The organism is Bradyrhizobium stylosanthis, from assembly GCF_001641335.1.
In the GTDB taxonomy this organism is placed as follows: Bacteria; Pseudomonadota; Alphaproteobacteria; order Rhizobiales; family Xanthobacteraceae; genus Bradyrhizobium; species Bradyrhizobium stylosanthis.
The window spans coordinates 770,009-788,390 of record NZ_LVEM01000004.1 but is presented as its reverse complement, the minus strand read 5'-3'; the positions used below and the strand labels follow the sequence as shown (position 1 = coordinate 788,390).

The window sequence follows — 18,382 nt, the reverse complement described above, 5'->3', positions numbered from 1 at the left end:
CCGTAGCAATCCCGTACGGTCAAAAACTATATGTAGATATGTTGCTACATTCAAGGTCTGACAGCCTATGCCGCGGGTCGTGCTGCTCAATCGGCTCATCTGCCTTCGAATTCGCCCGGTATTCTGCCGATTTTCCCGCCGAATTGACGTTGAAAAAGTTCCGCTTTCACTTGCTTTCGCCTCTCTTTCATCTTGCTTTCGTTTTTCGGTGTGATCTAATCAAAAACGAAAGTAACCGCTCGAAGGAACGAGCGGTCGCCGGGGGATGCGTCTGTTGGAGCGTATTTTCGATCTCGCCATCATTGGAGGCGGTGTTAACGGCTGCGGCATCGCGCGCGATGCGGTGGGCCGCGGCAACACGGTTTTCCTGTGTGAAATGAACGATCTGGCGAGCGGGACGTCGTCCTGGTCGACCAAGCTGGTGCATGGCGGCCTGCGCTACCTCGAATATTACGAGTTTCGCCTGGTCCGCGAGGCGCTGATCGAGCGCGAGATTCTCTGGGGCATCGCGCCCCACATCATCCGCCCGCTGCGTTTCGTTCTGCCGCATCACGCCGGCCTTCGCCCGGCCTGGCTGCTGCGCCTCGGCCTCTTCCTCTATGACCACATCGGCGGCCGCCATCTCTTGCCCGCGACGCGCTCGGTCGATCTCAAGCGGGACGAGGTCGGCAAGCCGCTGATCCCGAATCGCTACAGCCGCGCATTCGAATATTCCGACTGCTTCGTCGACGATGCCCGTCTCGTCGTGCTCAACGCGCGCGATGCCGCCGACAAGGGCGCCGAGATCCGCACCCGCACCCGCGCGACGGACATCAAGCAATCCGACGGCGTCTGGACCGTCAGCATGGTCAACACGCTGACCGGCGAGCGTTCCTCGATCAAGGCGAAGGCCTTGGTCAACGCCGGCGGCCCGTGGGTCGAGGACGTGCTCGGCCGCGGTGCCGGCGTCAATGCGAAAGCCAAGGTGCGCCTGGTGCAGGGCTCGCACATCGTGGTCAGGAAACTCTACGATCACGACCGTGCCTACATGTTCCAGAACGCGGACGGCCGCATCATTTTCGTGATCCCGTACCAGGACGATTTCACGCTGATCGGCACCACCGACCGCGACTATGACGGCGACCCCGCCAAGGTGAAGGCGACGGCCGAGGAGATCCAGTATCTCTGCACCGCGGCGAGCGAATATCTGGCCAAGCCGGTGACCCCGGAGGACGTGGTCTGGACCTATTCCGGCGTGCGGCCGCTCTATGACGACGGCGCCAGCGAGGCCAAGGCCGCGACGCGCGACTACGTGTTCGAGCTCGACACGCCCGGCGGGGTGCCGCTGCTGTCGATCTATGGCGGCAAGATCACGACCTATCGCCGCCTCGCCGAGGAGGCGCTGGAGCGGCTCGCGCCCTATCTTCGCAGTGCGAAGGCGCGCGAGGGCTGGACCGGCAAATGGCCGCTGCCGGGCGGCGACATGAATGTGTCCGATATCGACGGCCTGATCGCCGAGCTCCAGCGCGGCTATCCTTTCCTCAGTCATGAGCACGCGCGGCGCCTGGCGCGTGCCTACGGCACCCGCGCCATCAAGCTGCTCGGCGATGCCAAATCGGCCGCCGATCTCGGCCAGGCCTTCGGCGCGACGCTGACCGAACGCGAGGTCCGCTACCTCATGGCCAATGAATGGGCCGTCACCGCGGAGGACGTCGTCTGGCGCCGTTCCAAGCTCGGCCTGCGACTATCTGCCGACGAGATCGCTGCCCTGGACGACTGGATCAGGACCCACGCCGTGCCGCAAACTCCCCTGCTGGAAGCAGGAGGACGCTCATGAGCGTGACACTCGATCACGTGACCCGGACCGTCGAGGGTGTCGCGCACATCCGCGACGTCTCGCTGACGCTCGAGAGCGGCACGCTCAACGTGCTGCTCGGGCCGACGCTGTCGGGTAAGACCTCGATCATGCGGCTGCTCGCCGGTCTCGACAAGCCGACCACGGGCAAGGTCCTGGTCAATGGCAAGGACGTCACCGGTGCCGACGTGCGCCAGCGTTCGGTCGCCATGGTCTATCAGCAGTTCATCAACTACCCTTCGCTGACGGTCTACGAGAACATCGCCTCGCCCCTGCGCGTGCAGGGCAAGCCGCGCGAAGAGATCGAGACGCGGGTGGCGGAAGCGGCAAAGCTGCTGCGGCTCGAGCCGTTCCTGAAGCGTACGCCGCTCCAGCTCTCCGGCGGCCAGCAGCAGCGCACCGCGATCGCACGCGCGCTGGTCAAGGGTGCCGATCTCGTGCTGCTCGACGAGCCGCTCGCCAATCTCGACTACAAGCTGCGCGAGGAGCTGCGTGCCGAGCTGCCGCGCATCTTCGAGGCCTCCGGCGCGATCTTCGTCTATGCCACCACCGAGCCGACCGAGGCGCTGCTGCTTGGCGGCAACACGGTCTGCATGTGGGAGGGCCAGGCGCTGCAGATGGGCGAGACCGCCAACGTCTACCGCCGGCCGCAGACCTTGCGCGTCGCGCAGGTCTTCTCCGATCCGCCGCTCAATCTCGTCGGCATCGAGAAGAAGAACGGGCACGTCGCCTATGCCGGCGGCACGTCCTCGCCGGCCTCGGGCCTCTATTCGTCGCTGGCCGACGGCGCCTATCGCGTCGGCTTCCGCGCCCATCAGCTTGCGCTCGCCAATGGCGAGGCCAACCGCCACGCCTTCCATGCCACTGTCACGGTGACCGAGATCACCGGTTCGGAGAGCTTTGTGCATTTGACCCGCGACGGATCGAACTGGGTTGCGGTGCTGCACGGCGTGCACGAGTTCGAGCCCGGCCAGACCATCGATGCCGTGCTCGACCCCAACGATGTCTTCGTGTTCGATGCGGCCGACCGCCTGGTCGCTGCACCGGCTTCCTGAGGGAGATGCGCCATGGCCCGCATTGACCTCGTCGATCTCGCCCATTCCTACGGCGGCAATGCTGCGCCGCAGGAAAGCTTTGCGCTGAAGCCTGTCACCATGACCTGGCGGCAGGGCGGCGCCTATGCGCTGCTCGGCCCGAGCGGCTGCGGCAAGACCACGCTGCTCAACGTCATCTCCGGCATCATCACGCCGTCGCGGGGGAAAATCCTGTTCGACGGCGTCGACATCACACCGCTGTCAACCCAGAAGCGCAACATCGCCCAGGTGTTCCAGTTTCCGGTGATCTACGACACCATGACGGTGGGGCAGAACCTGGCTTTTCCGCTGAAGAACCGCGGCGTGCCGAAGGCGGATATCGACAGGCGCGTCGCCGAGATCGGCCGCCTGCTCGACCTCGAGCCTTATCTGAACCGCAAGGCAACGCGCCTCACGGCCGACGCCAAGCAGAAGATCTCGCTCGGCCGCGGCCTCGTGCGCAATGACGTCGCCGCCGTGCTGTTCGACGAGCCGCTGACGGTGATCGATCCCGAGCTGAAATGGCAGCTCCGCTCCAAGCTGAAGGCGCTGCATCGCGAGCTCGACCTCACGATGATCTACGTCACCCACGACCAGACCGAGGCGCTGACCTTCGCCGACACCGTCGTCGTCATGCATGACGGCCGCGTGGTGCAGAGCGGCACGCCCGCCGAGCTGTTCGACAAGCCCGCGCACACCTTCGTTGGATATTTCATCGGCTCACCCGGCATGAACATCCTGCCGGCGGAGGTGAGGGGGCGCGAGGCGCGGATCGACGGTCACGTCATTGCGCTCAACCGCAGCTACGACAGCATTCCGGCCGGTGCCAAGATCGAGATCGGCGTCCGTCCGGAGTTCGTCGAGGCCGTCGCGCCCGGGCCGGGCCTGCTCACCGCCAGGATCGAGCGTATCGACGATCTCGGCCGCATCCGTTTTGCGCGGACCCGTCTTGGCGAGGCCAAGCTCGCGGCGCGCGCGCCGGCGGGCTTCACGTCATCCGACGGCACGGCCGGGCTGAAGTTCGACCCGTCGCATGTTCACGTCTATGCCGACAGCCTTCTGGTGGAGGGAGCCGCCTGATGGACAAGACCGTCAACCAAAAAGCCTGGTTCCTGGTGCTGCCGGTGTTCCTGGTCGTCGCCTTCTCGGCGGTGCTGCCGCTGATGACGGTGGTGAACTATTCGATGCAGGACACCTTCGGCAACAACCAGTTCTTCTGGAACGGCGTCGGCTGGTTCAAGGAGCTGCTCGATCCCTCGACCGATCTCGGCGGCCGCTTCCTCGCCTCGCTCGGTCGCAACCTGTTCTTCTCGATGGTCATCCTCGCCATCGAGGTGCCGCTCGGCATCGTCGTCGCGCTGTCGATGCCGCGCCAGGGCTGGACGGTGGCAGCCTGCCTCGTCATCCTCGCGCTGCCGCTCCTGATTCCGTGGAACGTGGTCGGCACGATCTGGCAGATCTTCGGCCGGCCCGACATCGGCCTGCTCGGCTATGTGCTCAACGCCATCGGCATCGACTACAACTACGTCTCCAATGAGATCGACGCCTGGGTCACGGTCATCGTCATGGACGTCTGGCACTGGACCAGCCTCGTCGCGCTGCTCTGCTATGCCGGCCTGAAGTCGATTCCCGAAGCCTATTACCAGGCCGCCCAGATCGACGGCGCCTCGCGCTGGGCCGTGTTCAAGGCGATCCAGCTGCCGAAGATGAACCGCGTGCTGCTGATCGCGGTTCTGCTGCGCTTCATGGACAGCTTCATGATCTACACCGAGCCGTTCGTGGTGACGGGCGGCGGACCCGGCAACTCCACGACCTTCGTGTCGATCGAGCTGGTCAAGATCGCGCTCGGCCAGTTCGACCTCGGCAAGGCCGCGGCGCTCTCGCTGGTCTACAACCTGATCATCCTGATCGTCTGCTGGATCTTCTACACCGTCATGACCAATGCCGGCGTCGAGCGGAAGGTTCAGGCGGAGAGCGAGCCGGCGGCGAAGCCGAAGTCGTCGGCTGCGCTCAAGCCCGCAACCGCGCTCAAGCCAAAGGAAGGAGTGGCCTGATGCATTCGATTCCCGGCCGCCGCCTCATCATGGGGCTGTTCCTGATCTTCCTGCTGTTGCCGATCTACTGGCTCGTCAACATGAGCTTCAAGACCAACGCCGAGATCGTCTCGACGATGACCTTGTGGCCGCACACCCCGACGCTGCAGCACTACAAGCGTATCTTCACCGACGAGAGCTGGTATTCCGGCTACATCAACTCGCTCGAATACGTCGTCCTCAACACCATCATCTCGATCTCGGTGGCGTTGCCGGCGGCCTACGCCTTCTCGCGCTACCGCTTCCTCGGCGACAAGCACCTGTTCTTCTGGCTGCTGTCCAACCGCATGGCGCCGGCCGCGGTCTATGCGCTGCCGTTCTTCAATCTCTATTCGGCGATCGGGCTGTTCGATACGCCCTGGGCCGTCGCGCTCGCGCATTGCATCTTCAACGTTCCGCTGGCGGTGTGGATCCTCGAAGGTTTCGTCTCCGGCGTGCCGCGCGAGATCGACGAGACCGCTTTCCTCGACGGCTATTCCTTCCCGCGCTTCTTCATCAAGATCCTGGTGCCGCTGATCGCGAGCGGCATCGGCGTCGCCGCCTTCTTCTGCTTCATGTTCTCCTGGGTCGAGCTGCTGCTCGCGCGCACGCTGACCTCCGTTCATGCCAAGCCAATCGCGGCGATCATGACGCGCACGGTCTCGGCGGCCGGCATGGATTGGGGCTTGCTCGCGGCCGCCGGCGTGCTCACCATCATTCCGGGCGCTCTCGTGATCTGGTTCGTCCGCAACTACATCGCGAGCGGCTTTGCGCTCGGTCGCGTCTAGGGAGGCATCAATGGAATCTATTGCATGGATGGCCTGGACGCTGCCGACGGCGATTTTCTTCGTGGCGCTCGCCTGCACCCTCGGGGTCATGACCTACCTGGCCGCGGTCTATCCCGAAGCCGAGCGCGTTGGCGTGCTCAGCATTCCGACGACGCGGGGCGATCGCCTGTTCGTTTCCCTGATCACGGCGGCCGTCATCCACCTGCTATGGATCGCCTTCGCCGGCACCGACGCGATCGCCACGCTGCCGATCGGTGAGGAGGGTTTTGAGATTTCGAGCCTGTGGCTCGCATCAGGAATTTCGCTGGCCACGGCCGTGCTCATTTTCCGCACGGTCTGACGCTTCGCGAAGGGACGGCCAGATCCGGGGGCAACCGGGTCTGTATATAAAAGTTTGTCGCTGCAACGGAGGAACAACATGCGACAGTTTAGGAGAAGGAAAGGTCCATTGACCAAGAACAGCTTTCTGACCATGTCCAGCGTCGCCGCGCTTGCGGTGTCGTTCACCGTCTCGGCGCCGGTCCGCGCCGCCGACGATGCCACGATCCAGAAGTGGATCACCGAATTCCAGCCCTCGACCTTGTCGAAGGACGACCAGAAGAAGGAGCTGGAGTGGTTCGCGAAGGCCGCCGAACCGTTCAAGGGCATGGAGATCAACGTCGTCTCCGAGACCATCACCACCCACGAATATGAATCGCAGACGCTGGCCAAGGCGTTCTCCGAGCTCACCGGCATCAAGCTCAAGCACGACATCATCCAGGAAGGTGACGTCGTCGAGAAGCTGCAGACCCAGATGCAGTCCGGCAAGAACGTCTATGACGGCTGGATCAACGATTCCGACCTGATCGGCACGCACTTCCGCTACGGCCAGACCATCGCGCTGTCGGACTACATGACCGGCGAGGGCAAGGACGTCACCGACCCGATGCTCGACGTCAACGACTTCATCGGCAAGTCGTTCGGCACCGCGCCGGACGGCAAGCTCTATCAGCTGCCCGACCAGCAGTTCGCCAACCTCTACTGGTTCCGCTACGACTGGTTCACCAACCCCGACTACAAGGCCAAGTTCAAGGCCAAGTATGGCTACGAACTCGGCGTTCCCGTGAACTGGTCGGCCTACGAGGACATCGCCGAGTTCTTCACGAACGACATCAAGGAGATCAACGGCGTCAAGGTCTACGGCCATATGGACTATGGCAAGAAGGACCCCTCGCTTGGCTGGCGTTTCACCGACGCCTGGCTGTCGATGGCCGGCAACGGCGACAAGGGCATTCCGAACGGTCTGCCGGTCGACGAATGGGGCATCCGCATGGAAGGCTGCCGTCCGGTCGGCTCGAGCGTGGAGCGTGGTGGCGACACCAATGGTCCCGCCGCGGTCTACTCGATCACCAAGTATCTCGAGTGGATGAAGAAGTATGCTCCGCCGCAGGCTCAGGGCATGACCTTCTCCGAGTCCGGTCCGGTGCCGGCGCAGGGTAACATCGCCCAGCAGATGTTCTGGTACACCGCCTTCACCGCCGACATGGTGAAGCCGGGCATCGCCGTGATGAACGCGGACGGTACGCCGAAATGGCGTATGGCTCCGTCGCCGCACGGATCGTACTGGAAGGAAGGCATGAAGCTCGGCTACCAGGATGCCGGCTCGCTCACGCTGTTGAAGTCGACCCCGGCTGACCGCCGCAAGGCGGCCTGGCTCTATCTGCAGTTCATCGTCTCCAAGACGGTGTCGCTGAAGAAGAGCCATGTCGGTCTCACCTTCATCCGTGAATCCGACATCTGGGACAAGTCGTTCACCGAGCGCGCGCCGAAGCTCGGCGGCCTGATCGAGTTCTACCGCTCGCCCGCGCGCGTGCAGTGGACCCCGACCGGCAACAACGTGCCCGACTATCCGAAGCTCGCGCAGCTCTGGTGGCAGAACATCGGCGATGCGTCGTCCGGTGCGAAGACGCCGCAGCAGGCGATGGACGCTCTCGCTGCGGCCCAGGACTCCGTGATGGAGCGCCTGGAGAAGTCCGGCGTGCAGAAGGAGTGCGGTCCGAAGCTGCACAAGAAGGAGTCGGCCGAGTACTGGTTCGCCAAGGCCCAGAAGGACGGCACCATCGCCCCGCAGCGCAAGCTCGCCAACGAGAAGCCGAAGGGCGAGACGGTCGACTACGACACGCTGATCAAGTCGTGGCCGGCGACCCCGCCCAAGCGCGCGGAAGCGAAGTAAGCGCCGTATAGCCTCATCAAATGCGAAAGGCCGGGAGCGATCCCGGCCTTTTTGTTTTGGTGGCTTGCGCGCACCGCCACCACCTCGTCATTGCGAGCGAAGCGAAGCAATCCAGAGTCTTTCCACGGAGGCCGTCTGGATTGCTTCGTCGCTACGCTCCTCGCAATGACGAAGGAGAGAGCGTTCTACTCCGCCGGCTCGGCCGCCAGCGCCGGGTAATCCGTGTAGCCCTTGGCGCCGCCGCCGTAGAAGGTGTTCTTGTCCCAGTCGTTCAGCGCCGCGCCCTTCTTCAGCCGCTCGACGAGGTCGGGGTTGGAGATGAACGGCTTGCCGAAGGCGATGAGGTCGGCCGCGTTCGCGTCCAGCACCTTGGTGGCGAGATCGAAGTCGTAGCCGTTGTTGGCGACGTAGGCGCCGCTGAAGCGCTTGCGCAGGGAGGCATAGTCGAACGGCGCGATGTCGCGCGGCCCGCCGGTGGCGCCCTCGACGACGTGGAGATAGACGAGCTTGAGCGCGCTGAGGCCGTCGACGATGTGATCGTACAGCGCCTGCGGATTGGAATCCGAGATGTCGTTGGCGGGCGTCACGGGCGAGATGCGGATGCCGGTGCGGTCGGCGCCGGCTTCAGCGACGACGGCCTTGGAGACCTCGAGCATCAGCTTGGCGCGGTTCTCGATCGAGCCGCCGTAAGCGTCGGTGCGCTTGTTGGTGCCGTCCTTGGCGAACTGTTCGAGCAGGTAGCCGTTGGCACCGTGGATCTCGACGCCGTCGAAGCCGGCTTCGAGCGCGTTCTTCGTCGCGCGCTTGAAGTCGTCGATGATCCCGGGAATTTCGGAGAGATCGAGCGCACGGGGCTCGGAGACGTCGGCGAAGGTGCCGTTCACGAAGGTCTTGCCCTTGGCGCGGATCGCGCTCGGCGCCACCGGGGCTGCGCCATTCGCCTGCAGATCGACATGCGAGATGCGGCCGACATGCCAGAGCTGGATGAAGATCTTGCCGCCGCGCTCATGGAACTGGTCGGTGACCTTGCGCCAGCCCGCGACCTGCTCCTTGGAATAGATGCCGGGGGTGTCCTGGTAGCCCTGGCCCTGTTGCGAGATCTGGCTTGCTTCGGTGATCAGGAGCCCTGCGGACGCGCGCTGGCTGTAATAGTCGGCGGCGAGCGTGCCGGGGACGAAGGTGCCGGGAACGGCGCGGTTGCGCGTCAGCGGCGCCATCACGAAGCGGTTGGCCAGCGTGATCGGGCCGAGCTTGTAGGTCTCAAACAATTTGGTCGAACGGCTCATGTGAATGCTTCCAGGCGGTGAGAGGTCAATCACACTTGTGCATCGCGATATCCAGCGCAAGTGACGAGCCATACGGAAAGTGCAAGCGAGCTGCGCGGCAAGCCCCGCGCAGCACAATTGATGTGCAATTTCGTCCGCGGCAGCAGAATTCCACTACGCGGCCGTGCGATTGCGCAAATCAGGTCAGGCCCATCAGGTCTGGCCCATGAAATCGCGCTTGCCGACCTCGACGCCGTTGTGGCGCAGGATGCCGTGGGCGGTCGCGCAGTGGAAATAGAAGTTCGGCAGCGAGAACGCGCTCAGGAACTGCTGGCCCTTCAGGGTCGTGGTCCTGTCGGGCCCGGTCGGGAAAGTGACGTCCTTGGCCTCTGCGCCCGCAAACTGTTCCGGCTTGAACGACTTCACATAGTCGATCGTCTTGGCGAGCCGCTGCTTCAATTCCTCGAACGTCTTTTCGGTGTCGGGGTTCGAGGGCACCTCGCTATGGGTCAGCCGCGCACAGCCCTTGGTGGCGAAATCGCTGACGAGCTGGATCTGCTTCGACAGCGGCAGCATGTCCGGAAACAGGCGCGAGCCGAGCAGCACGCTCGGGTCGATCTTCTTCGCCGCGCAATGCGCCTCGGCTTTGGTGAGCAGGCCGGTGAGGCTGTTCAGCATTTGCAGGTAGGCGGGGACGACCGCGTCGTAAAAGGACATGTGATGCTCGCTTCAATGAGTGGAAATCTCAGGAGAAAACCTGAGTCACTCACATGGGAGCCTCATGGAAAAATACAATCGCGGGGAGGGCTTGTGCGATGCGAAAATTCTATCGCGCCACAAACTCGGTGTCATCGCCCGCTTGTGCGCAATTGCGCACTAGGCGGGGCATGACTACGGAGAGACGATTTTACCGCACCACCGCCCCCGGCTGCGCCTGCGCCGTGCCGCCGCGCATCCGCGCGAGCAGCTCGGCGGTCGGCCAGGAATCCGCCGGCAGGCCGAACTTGATCTGCATCGCTTTTACTGCGGCGCGGCTCTGCTGGCCGAGCACGCCGTCCACCTTGCCGACGTTGAAGCCGGCCTGGACCAGCAGCTGCTGCAATTGCTTGAGCTCGCTATACGGCAGTTGCGCGACCGGCTGGGCCGGCTTGCGCATCGGCGGCGCGCCCGCGATGCGGGTGGCGAGATAGCCCGCGGTGGTCGAGTAGATCAGCGAGTTGTTCCATTCGGTATAGGCCGCGAAATTCGCATACGCCATGAAGGCCGGGCCGGAGCGTCCCATCGGCAGCAGCACGGAGGCCGGCAGATTGTCGTTCGGCAGCGCGCGGCCGTCGGGATAGGTGACCCCGAGCTGCGCCCATTTCGAGCGCGGCAGCTGCACGGTGAGATCGGTCTGATCCCACGGCAGGTTCTGCGGCACCTTGATCTCCTCGAGCCACGGCTCGCCGCGGCGCCACTTCAGGCCGTTGGCGATGTAGTTCGCGGTCGAGCCGATCACGTCGTCCTCGCTGCGCAACAGATCGCGCCGTCCGTCGCCGTCATAATCGACGGCATAGTTGACATAGTGCACCGGCAGGAATTGCGTCTGGCCGAGCTCGCCGGCCCAGGAGCCGACCATCTCGTCGGGCGTGAGATCGCCGCGGTCGATGATCTTCAGCGCGGCGATGGTCTCTTTCACGAACATCTCCGAGCGGCGGCAGTCATAGGCCAGCGACACCAGCGATTTCAGCGTCGGCAGATTGCCCATGTTGACGCCGAAATCGCTCTCGAGCCCCCAGAACGCGGCGATCACGGCCGGCGGCACGCCGTATTCCTTTTCCGCGCGCGCGAATGCAGAGGCGTGGTTCTTGATGTGCTGCTGGCCGTTCTGCATGCGATAGGGCGCGGCCATGCGTCCGGCGAACTCGGTGAAGAGCTGGCCGAACACGCGCTGGCCGCGGTCGCGGTTGACGATGCCCTGATCGTAGACGAGGTAGGGTGCAGCCTCCGACATCGTCCGCTGCGACACGCCGGCTGCGACCGCCTGGCTCTTCACGTCGGCGAGGAAGCGATCGAAGCTCGCCCCGTTATGGCACGAGGCCGCGCGCGGCGACGGCGCGCTGGCCTTGGGCGCCGCGGGCCTTGCCGGCGGCGGTGCGAACTGGGCGGAGGCGGTGGCGGAGCATGCAAGGAGCGCGACGGCCGCGATTGCAAATCGGGTCTGGAGCATAAGGGTTCCGGCGGGGAGGGGCAGGCGTGGATTCGCCGGAAGTCTAGGGGAAGTGACGGCCTCAGGCCATCCCTTCAGGGCTCAGGCCCGCTCGCCTTCTCGATAGAGAAATTGCGGTTACTGGGCGTCGGCGATCTTTGCCTGGGGTGACAGCATCTGCGCGTTGGCTGCCAGGGGCCGCTTCGACGACGATGCCGGGTCGGGCGCTCGCGACGCGGCGTCGGGCATCGGGGCCGGGGATGGCCGATTGGCCGGCATTACGATCACTTTCGCACCGACCTTGACCCGCTCGTAGAGGTCCGTGACGTCCTCGTTGGTCAGCCTGATGCAGCCGGACGAGACCCGCTTGCCGATCGTGTCGGGCTTGTTGGTGCCGTGAATTCGATATTCGGTCTCGCCGAGATACATCGCCCGCGCGCCGAGCGGATTGCCGGGACCGCCTGCCATGAACCGCGGCAGATAAGGCTGACGCCCGATCATCTCTACGGGCGGATGCCAGTCCGGCCATTCCGCCTTACGGGCCACAGTCTGCTCGCCGGACCATGTGAAACCTTCGCGGCCGACGCCGATGCCATAGCGCATCGCCTGCCTGTCGTTCAGGACGTAATAGAGGAACGTGTTGCCGGTATCGATGATCACGGTGCCCGCGGGCTGGCGGCTGGCGTAGTCAACCACCTGCCGGACGAATGCGCCGGGACCTTCAGCGGCCTTTGGTGGTTCGACCAGAGGCGCCGGAGCCGGAACCGGAGCAGGCGTCGGCACTGGTACCGATGCGGGAACTGGAGCTGCCACGTAAACCGGAGAGGACGATGCCCGGGCTTGCTGCGCGGCGGGTTTCCGTGCCGGTTGGGCGCTCTCCGGGGACGACAGCAGACCGTATCCCAGTGCGGCGACGGCGACGGCGCCGATGCCAACTCTCGCGACCATCGGTATTGCGAGCGTCTCTGCCTTTCCGCGCTTGGCCCGCTTACCCATGTCGTCCTCCAGCTCACGATGCCTGGAAGACGTACCCAGCAAATTTTAACAAACCTCGAAGCGCTCGGACTCTGAAAGCGTTAACCATCTTTTGCTGTGTCGACGTTCGCGAAGACTGCGTTATCCTATCCGAATAGCCGCATCAGCAGCGCCTTTCCGACCGGCAGCGCCCTGACGCCGCGATAGGCGCGCACATATTCTCCGGCATAGAACGCCCGGATCGCGTGCACGCGCGTGTCCATGCCTTCCTCGAAGCGCACCGCAAAGCCGTCCGCCGTCCGCCGCACCACGATGGCCGCGATCGAGCGGCCATAGATCCGGCATTCGATCGTGCTGCCCGGGAGCGGCGGGGCGGGATCGATCAGCCGCGCGCCGGTGATCGAGATGTCGGCGAGCTTGGCCAGATGCGACCTGCCGTCCTGGCGCAGCAGCACCGGCTCGTTGCGGTCAAAGCGTTCCGCCTTGCGCTTGCGCGGCTGCTCGATGCAGACGAAGCAGACCACGGTGAGAATGAACGCGTTGTAGAGACTCCACGCCAGCGCCAGCCCGCCATAGGCGATGTTCTCGCCGCGCAAATGCAGGATGAAGGCATAGGCGATCGACGCGAGCGTGATGAGGAGCGCGGTGCCGTAGAGTCGCAGCAGCGGCCATTCGACGAACCTGTTGTCGCGGTCACCGCCTTTTGCGGTGACCTTGAATTTGTGTCCCCGCGGCTTCAGCAGGCCGGCCGCCACCGCCTTCAGCACGGCGGGCGCGGCGATCAACTGCGAGACGTCCGTCATCATCGCCAGCGAACGGCCGCGCGACAGCCAGGCCATGGTGAGGCCGTGCCAGACATAGAACGGCAGGAAGAAACGCAGCAGCTCGATAAGATCAGCCTGCACCGCCTTGATGCCGAACAGCAGGAACAGCCATGGCACGATCAAACCCGCCGTCTTCGACGTGTAGACCGCGGACCAGCTCATGAAGGCATCCACCAGCGAGAGCCGGTCGATGAAAGTCAATTTCGACTCCCGCGAGAGCGGGCCGCTGCGGCCGCGGATGATCTGCATGAAGCCAAGGCACCAGCGGGCGCGCTGGGTGATGTATTCCTTCAGCCCCTCCGGCGCGAGCCCGATCGTCAGCCGCTCGTTGAGATAGATGGTGGTGAGGCCGTGTTCCTTCAGGCGCAGCGTGACGAGATAATCCTCCGTGACGGAGTCGGTCGGGAAACCGCCGATCTGCACCAGCCCCTCATAGCGGATCAGAGATGACGTGCCGCAGCAGAAGGCGACGCCCCAGGCGTCCTTGGCCGGCATCAGGATGTCGAAGAAGAAGCGCTGCTCGTCGGGCCAGACGTCGGTCGCGGCGAGGTTGGTCTGGATCGGGTCGGGATTGATGAAGTGCTGCGGCGTCTGCACCACGCCGACCGAAGCATCGTCCATCAGCGAGACGGTCCGGGCGAGGAAGTCGGGCCGCGGCACGAAATCGGCATCGAGGATGGCGACGAATTGCGGCGGCTGCGGCAGCGCGCCGACATGCCGGAGCGCATGATTGATGTTGCCCGCCTTGGCGTGGCGGTTGTCCGGCCGCGTCAGATAGTGGCAGCCTAGCTCGCTTGCGAGCCGCCGCAGCCAGGGCCGCCGGCCGTCGTCGAGCACCCAGACGCGATAATTGCCGTACTCCATCCCGGTCGCGCCGATGATGGTGCGCTCGAGGATCGACCGCTCCTCGTTGTAGGTGCAGATGAAGACGTCGATCAGCGGCGCGTGCGGGTCGGTGGCGCGGCCGTCGATCCTGGCCGCCTTGGTGCGGTCTCGCGTGCGGCTGAGGAACAGCAGCGACAGCGCGACCGCGACGAGCGAGGCGCCTTCCAGCAGCATGAAGGGGTAGCCGATCACGGCGTCCCATGTCAGGTGCGGCGGAGGCAGCGTCGACGTCACGCGCCAATGGAGATAACGGAGCAGCAAAGCCAGCGACACCACCGCCAGCAATGAGCGCGCCATGGTGCTGTCGCGTTTGAGCAGCGGCACGATCGCCATGAAGGCGCCGAGCGCAATCAGGCCGGGCGTCAGTGCCATCGTCACGATGCGCTCGCACGCTGGCCAAACACGACGCGGCCGGTGCGGCCCACCGTGCAGCCGTGGGCGGCGGCATCGGCAAGCGCGACGGTGACGCGATATGGCTCCTTGCTGAGCGCGTCGGGATTGATGGCGAGATTGGCCGGCGCGCCCGCGGCGCCGGTGAGGTTGACGACGGTGCCGGAGATCGGCGCGCCCCCGTCGTTCGGCTCGAACGTGGCGCGGTCCCCGAGCTGCAGGCGGTTGTAGACGCTCTCGGTGACGTTGGCCGTGATGACCGCGCTGCTGCAATCGAGCACCTTGAGCAGCGGCTGACCGGCCTGCACGTCCTCGCCCGGCGAGGTCATCATCTCCCAGACGCGGCCCGCGACGGGCGTCGTGATGTTGGCCTCGGCGAGATCAGAGAAGCGGACCTCCTCGACGATGATTTCGTTGGCGAGCCAGGCGATCTCGGTGTCGGTGCGCGCGAGATCGGCCTCGAGGTCGGCCGCGCGCTGGCGCATCTCCTCCTCGCGCTGCACCGAGCTCGGGCGGTCGTTGTAGCTGTCGCCGAGGAAGGAGCCGTTCTGTGCCGCGGTCAGTTCGACCTTGGCAGCGTCCAGCCGCTTGCGTGCGCCGAGCTCGGTCTGCTGCGACACCGAAAGCTCGCGCGTCAACCGCGCCAGCTCCACGGTCGAGACGTTGCCGGTCTTCGCCAGCGACGAAGCGCGCTCGACGGCGGCGCTGGCCTCGTCCCGCCGCGCCGCCGCCGCCTCGATCGAGGTCTGGATCTCGGCGATGCGGGCCTCCAGCTGGAGCACCCGTCCGTCGCGGAACTGCGCGGCCTGCCGGGCCAGATCCTTCTGCGCGGCCTGCGCGGAGGCGAGCTTGGCGGCAAGGCTCGGCCGCTCGTTCTCCAGGCGCGATTTCTGTCGCCGGAGATCGTCGAGGCGGGTGCGGTCGCCGCGCGAATTCACGACACGCAGGATCACGGTGCCGGCATCCAGCTTGGCCTGATCGGTGATGCGCTGCGCGGCTGCGACGCGGCCGCCGATCGGCGAGCGCAGGGTGACCAGGCGGGAATTCAGCACGGCTTCGACGCTGGAATATTCCCAGATCGCGCGCAGCGGCAGCCAGCCGAACACAGCGACGAGCGCAAGTCCGATCGCGATCTTGGCGCCACGTCGCAGATGCGGCCAGCGCGGTCCGGGTTCGGGTCCTGCCTGCGCTTCGGGCGGGTGGCCGGGCTCGTCATTGGCGAACAGCTGCTCGTGCAGCGCGTCCTGCAATCCTTTCGCGTCGGTCTTCGTGTCCTGAGGGGAGGGTGTGGATGCCGGGTCGACGGAAGCGGCGAACGAGCGATCTGCCATGACGGTCACCTTGTTGACGAAAGGCCAACGGAACCGGTCAATGCGCAAGGTCCGTGCAGCGTGCCCGGTTACCGCGGATTAAGCCCAAGCTGCGCTTTCCAGGTTGCTAAGCCCGCACGCGTGTTTTTGCGCAAATCCCGGTCAAGCTTTAGCGAGGCGGGAAAGGCTGGCCGTGCGGCGATACATCTGCGGCCCGGCGACGCACGAACCTTGCAGTGGTATCCTGCGTTCATACTTCGAAGGTGCCGGCCGGAGGCTTGCCCGCGGCCGCCCCAGGAGACGGCCATGAACTATCTTCGTACCGCAATGCTGCTCGCAGGCCTCACCGCCCTGTTCATGGGCGTGGGCTATCTGATCGGCGGAGCCTCAGGCGCCATGATCGCGCTCGTGATTGCGGCCGCGACCAATCTCTTCACCTACTGGAACTCCGACCGCATGGTGCTGTCGATGTACGGCGCCCATCAGGTCGACCGTTCGAGCGCGCCGGAACTGGTCGGCCTCGTTGCCGAGCTGGCGGGCCGTGCCGGTCTGCCGATGCCGCGCGTGTTCGTGATGGACGAGGCGCAGCCCAACGCGTTCGCGACCGGCCGCAATCCCGAGAACGCCGCCGTCGCCGTCACCACCGGCCTGATGCACCAGCTCAGCCGCGAGGAGCTCGCCGGCGTGCTCGCGCACGAGCTCGCCCACATCAAGCATCACGACACGCTGCTGATGACGATCACCGCGACCATTGCCGGTGCCATCTCCATGCTCGCCCAGTTCGGCATGTTCTTCGGCGGCCACCGCGGCAACAACAACGGCCCGGGCATCGTCGGCTCGATCCTGATGATGATCCTGGCGCCGCTCGGCGCCATGCTGGTGCAGATGGCGATCAGCCGCACCCGCGAATATGCCGCGGACGATCTCGGCGGGCGCATCGTCGGACAGCCGATGTGGCTGGCGTCGGCGCTGATGAAGATCGAGGGCGCTGCGCATCAGGTGCCGAATCTCGAGGCCGAGCGAAACCCCGCGACCGCGCACATGTTCATCATCAATCCGCTGTCGGGCCACGGCGTGGACAATCTGTTCGCCACCCATCCCTCGACGCAGAACCGCATTGCGGCGCTTCAGCGGCTTGCGGCCGAACTCGGCGCGCATGCGGCGCCCTCGGTCGGCGCCAACGAGAATTATCCGTCGCAGGGCCCCTGGGGCCGTTCGTCCTCGCGCGGTCCTTCTGGTGGTCCTTCACGTGGTCCTTGGGGCTGACGGGACCCTCGGGGTTTTGCGCTGGGCTTTGTGACCTGGCGCACACAGGATTGTTGCGGCGGGTGCTAACACCTCGCCGTGAGATTTGCTTCGAAAGGGGATGCGTGGCCGGCCCTCAGCTGGCCACGGTCGAAGATGACCAGAGTTGCCGTACCATTGCTGATCGTCCTGGCCGTGCTCATGGGCCTGTCCACGCATATGGTCGTCAATTGCGGGGACGAGGACGATCCCGACATCTGCGCCGCGGTGATCGGCTTCTCGCCGCTGCGGGGCTCGCTGATCGCCTTTGCCTATGAGGGGCGCGGGCGGATTGCGCTGCGCCATGGCGACTGGCAGCGGGCGATCGCGGATTTCGACGAGGCCATCCATCTCAATCCCAACCGCGCCGCGCTCTATCGCGACCGCGCGCTTGCGCGCCGGCAGAACGGCGATCTGGAGCTGGCCATCGAGGATTACGACGAGGCGATCGCGCATGATCCGAAGCTCGCCGCGCCCTATCACCAGCGCGGCCTCGCGCTCGCCGCCACCGGCGATCTCGACCGTGCCATCCTGAGCTACAACACGGCGGTGCGCCTCGATCCCTCCGATGCGCAGGCCCGCCTCGATCGGGGCCTCGCATTCCTCGCCCGCGGCCAGGCCGACGATGCGCGCGCCGATTTCGAAGCCGCCCTGGCGCTGCCGCCCGGCAAGGATGCCCGGACCCGCGAGGCGGCGCGCGCCAAGCTCGCCGAACTCGCGAGCGCTGAGGCGGCGCCGGCGCCGAGACGGTGAAAAGGATTCTCTCCCTCTCCCCGTTCTTACCGGGAGAGGGTTGGGGTGAGGGGCCTCTCTCCACATACGCGACTGTCGAGGTACCTGTACCCCCTCACCCGGATCGCAAGAGCGATCCGACCTCTCCCCGCAAGCGGGGAGAGGTGAAAGCACCTTCACCTACTTCGCTTTCTTGGCCTTCGCCTTCTTGGCCTTGGCGGCCTTCTTCGCCGGCTTCTCTTCCTTGGCCTTCTTCTCGACCTTCACCGCGACCGGCGTGCTGGCGGCAAGCCGCATCGCGCGGGCGTAGCTGTCGGCGACGTTGTCGGCGGACATCTGCAGGCGCTTGGCGGCGGCGTTAGCCTGCTCCATGGTGGCCTTGGCCATCATCTTGAAGCGGTCGCCGGTCTCCTTGCCCTTGGCCTTGGCCGCAAGGCCGTTGAAGCGATCCCGCCGCTCCTTGGCGCGGGTCATCAGGCCCGTATGCAGCTGTCTGGCCAATTGCCGGATCACGACATCCAGGTCGGCGTCCGCCATGTTCTTCCATCCT

At 65.2% G+C, this 18,382-nt stretch carries 16 protein-coding genes; 9 read left to right on the top strand and 7 right to left on the bottom strand.

Annotated features, from left to right (window positions below; translation table 11 throughout):
* Positions 1 to 265 precede the first annotated feature (265 nt).
* The 7 genes from glpD (at position 266) to A7X65_RS30075 (ending at position 7,979) form a co-directional block, all read left to right on the top strand.
* The gene (glpD, locus tag A7X65_RS30105; RefSeq protein ID WP_063692142.1) at positions 266 to 1,816 is read left to right on the top strand and encodes a glycerol-3-phosphate dehydrogenase; all 1,551 of its coding nucleotides are present in this window, start codon (positions 266 to 268) and stop codon (positions 1,814 to 1,816) included.
* Positions 1,813 to 2,889: an ABC transporter ATP-binding protein gene (locus A7X65_RS30100; protein WP_063692140.1), complete on the top strand. Its 1,077-nt coding sequence runs from the start codon at positions 1,813 to 1,815 to the stop codon at positions 2,887 to 2,889. Before glpD ends, A7X65_RS30100 begins: the two co-directional genes overlap by 4 nt.
* Before the next feature lie 12 nt (positions 2,890 to 2,901).
* Positions 2,902 to 3,987, top strand: a complete 1,086-nt coding sequence (locus A7X65_RS30095; RefSeq protein ID WP_063692138.1) for an ABC transporter ATP-binding protein — start codon at positions 2,902 to 2,904, stop codon at positions 3,985 to 3,987.
* On the top strand, positions 3,987 to 4,961 hold the full coding sequence (locus A7X65_RS30090) for a carbohydrate ABC transporter permease (protein ID WP_063692136.1): 975 nt from the start codon (positions 3,987 to 3,989) through the stop codon (positions 4,959 to 4,961). Before A7X65_RS30095 ends, A7X65_RS30090 begins: the two co-directional genes overlap by 1 nt.
* Positions 4,961 to 5,767, top strand: coding sequence for a carbohydrate ABC transporter permease (locus A7X65_RS30085; protein WP_063692135.1), 807 nt, complete (start codon positions 4,961 to 4,963; stop codon positions 5,765 to 5,767). The genes A7X65_RS30090 and A7X65_RS30085 overlap by 1 nt, the downstream gene beginning before the upstream one ends.
* Positions 5,768 to 5,777: 10 nt before the next feature.
* Positions 5,778 to 6,107 (top strand): DUF2160 domain-containing protein, encoded by a 330-nt coding sequence (locus A7X65_RS30080; protein ID WP_063692133.1) that lies wholly within the window; start codon positions 5,778 to 5,780, stop codon positions 6,105 to 6,107.
* A 132-nt stretch (positions 6,108 to 6,239) separates the two neighbouring features.
* Positions 6,240 to 7,979, top strand: a complete 1,740-nt coding sequence (locus tag A7X65_RS30075; protein WP_063692614.1) for an ABC transporter substrate-binding protein — start codon at positions 6,240 to 6,242, stop codon at positions 7,977 to 7,979.
* Positions 7,980 to 8,164: 185 nt separating this feature from the next.
* Here A7X65_RS30075 and A7X65_RS30070 read toward each other — a convergent pair whose 3' ends face one another.
* The 6 genes from A7X65_RS30070 to A7X65_RS30045 all read right to left on the bottom strand — a co-directional run bounded on the left by A7X65_RS30070 (position 8,165) and on the right by A7X65_RS30045 (position 15,837).
* Entirely contained in the window at positions 8,165 to 9,265 is a 1,101-nt protein-coding gene (locus A7X65_RS30070; RefSeq protein WP_063692132.1) for an alkene reductase, read from the bottom strand.
* A 192-nt stretch (positions 9,266 to 9,457) separates the two neighbouring features.
* Complete coding sequence (locus A7X65_RS30065; RefSeq protein ID WP_063692130.1) at positions 9,458 to 9,961, bottom strand: DUF1993 domain-containing protein; 504 nt, start codon at positions 9,959 to 9,961, stop codon at positions 9,458 to 9,460.
* A 190-nt stretch (positions 9,962 to 10,151) separates the two neighbouring features.
* On the bottom strand, positions 10,152 to 11,453 hold the full coding sequence (locus A7X65_RS30060; RefSeq protein WP_063692128.1) for a lytic murein transglycosylase: 1,302 nt from the start codon (positions 11,451 to 11,453) through the stop codon (positions 10,152 to 10,154).
* 117 nt (positions 11,454 to 11,570) lie between these two features.
* Positions 11,571 to 12,428, bottom strand: a complete 858-nt coding sequence (locus A7X65_RS30055; protein WP_063692126.1) for a L,D-transpeptidase — start codon at positions 12,426 to 12,428, stop codon at positions 11,571 to 11,573.
* Between the two features lie 125 nt (positions 12,429 to 12,553).
* The gene (locus tag A7X65_RS30050; RefSeq protein ID WP_156528212.1) at positions 12,554 to 14,494 is read right to left on the bottom strand and encodes a glycosyltransferase; all 1,941 of its coding nucleotides are present in this window, start codon (positions 14,492 to 14,494) and stop codon (positions 12,554 to 12,556) included.
* A complete protein-coding gene (locus A7X65_RS30045; protein WP_063692613.1) occupies positions 14,491 to 15,837 on the bottom strand; it encodes an HlyD family secretion protein in 1,347 nt (448 codons plus the stop codon). The genes A7X65_RS30050 and A7X65_RS30045 overlap by 4 nt, the downstream gene beginning before the upstream one ends.
* A gap of 285 nt (positions 15,838 to 16,122) precedes the next feature.
* On the opposite strand from A7X65_RS30045, the gene htpX reads away from it, so the two are divergent.
* Positions 16,123 to 17,082 (top strand): zinc metalloprotease HtpX, encoded by a 960-nt coding sequence (gene htpX / locus A7X65_RS30040; protein WP_063692123.1) that lies wholly within the window; start codon positions 16,123 to 16,125, stop codon positions 17,080 to 17,082.
* Positions 17,083 to 17,217: 135 nt separating this feature from the next.
* On the top strand, positions 17,218 to 17,853 hold the full coding sequence (locus tag A7X65_RS30035) for a tetratricopeptide repeat protein (protein WP_186467674.1): 636 nt from the start codon (positions 17,218 to 17,220) through the stop codon (positions 17,851 to 17,853).
* 159 nt (positions 17,854 to 18,012) lie between these two features.
* On the opposite strand, the gene A7X65_RS30030 is transcribed toward A7X65_RS30035, so the two are convergent.
* Positions 18,013 to 18,369 (bottom strand): hypothetical protein, encoded by a 357-nt coding sequence (locus A7X65_RS30030; RefSeq protein ID WP_063692119.1) that lies wholly within the window; start codon positions 18,367 to 18,369, stop codon positions 18,013 to 18,015.
* Positions 18,370 to 18,382 lie beyond the last annotated feature (13 nt).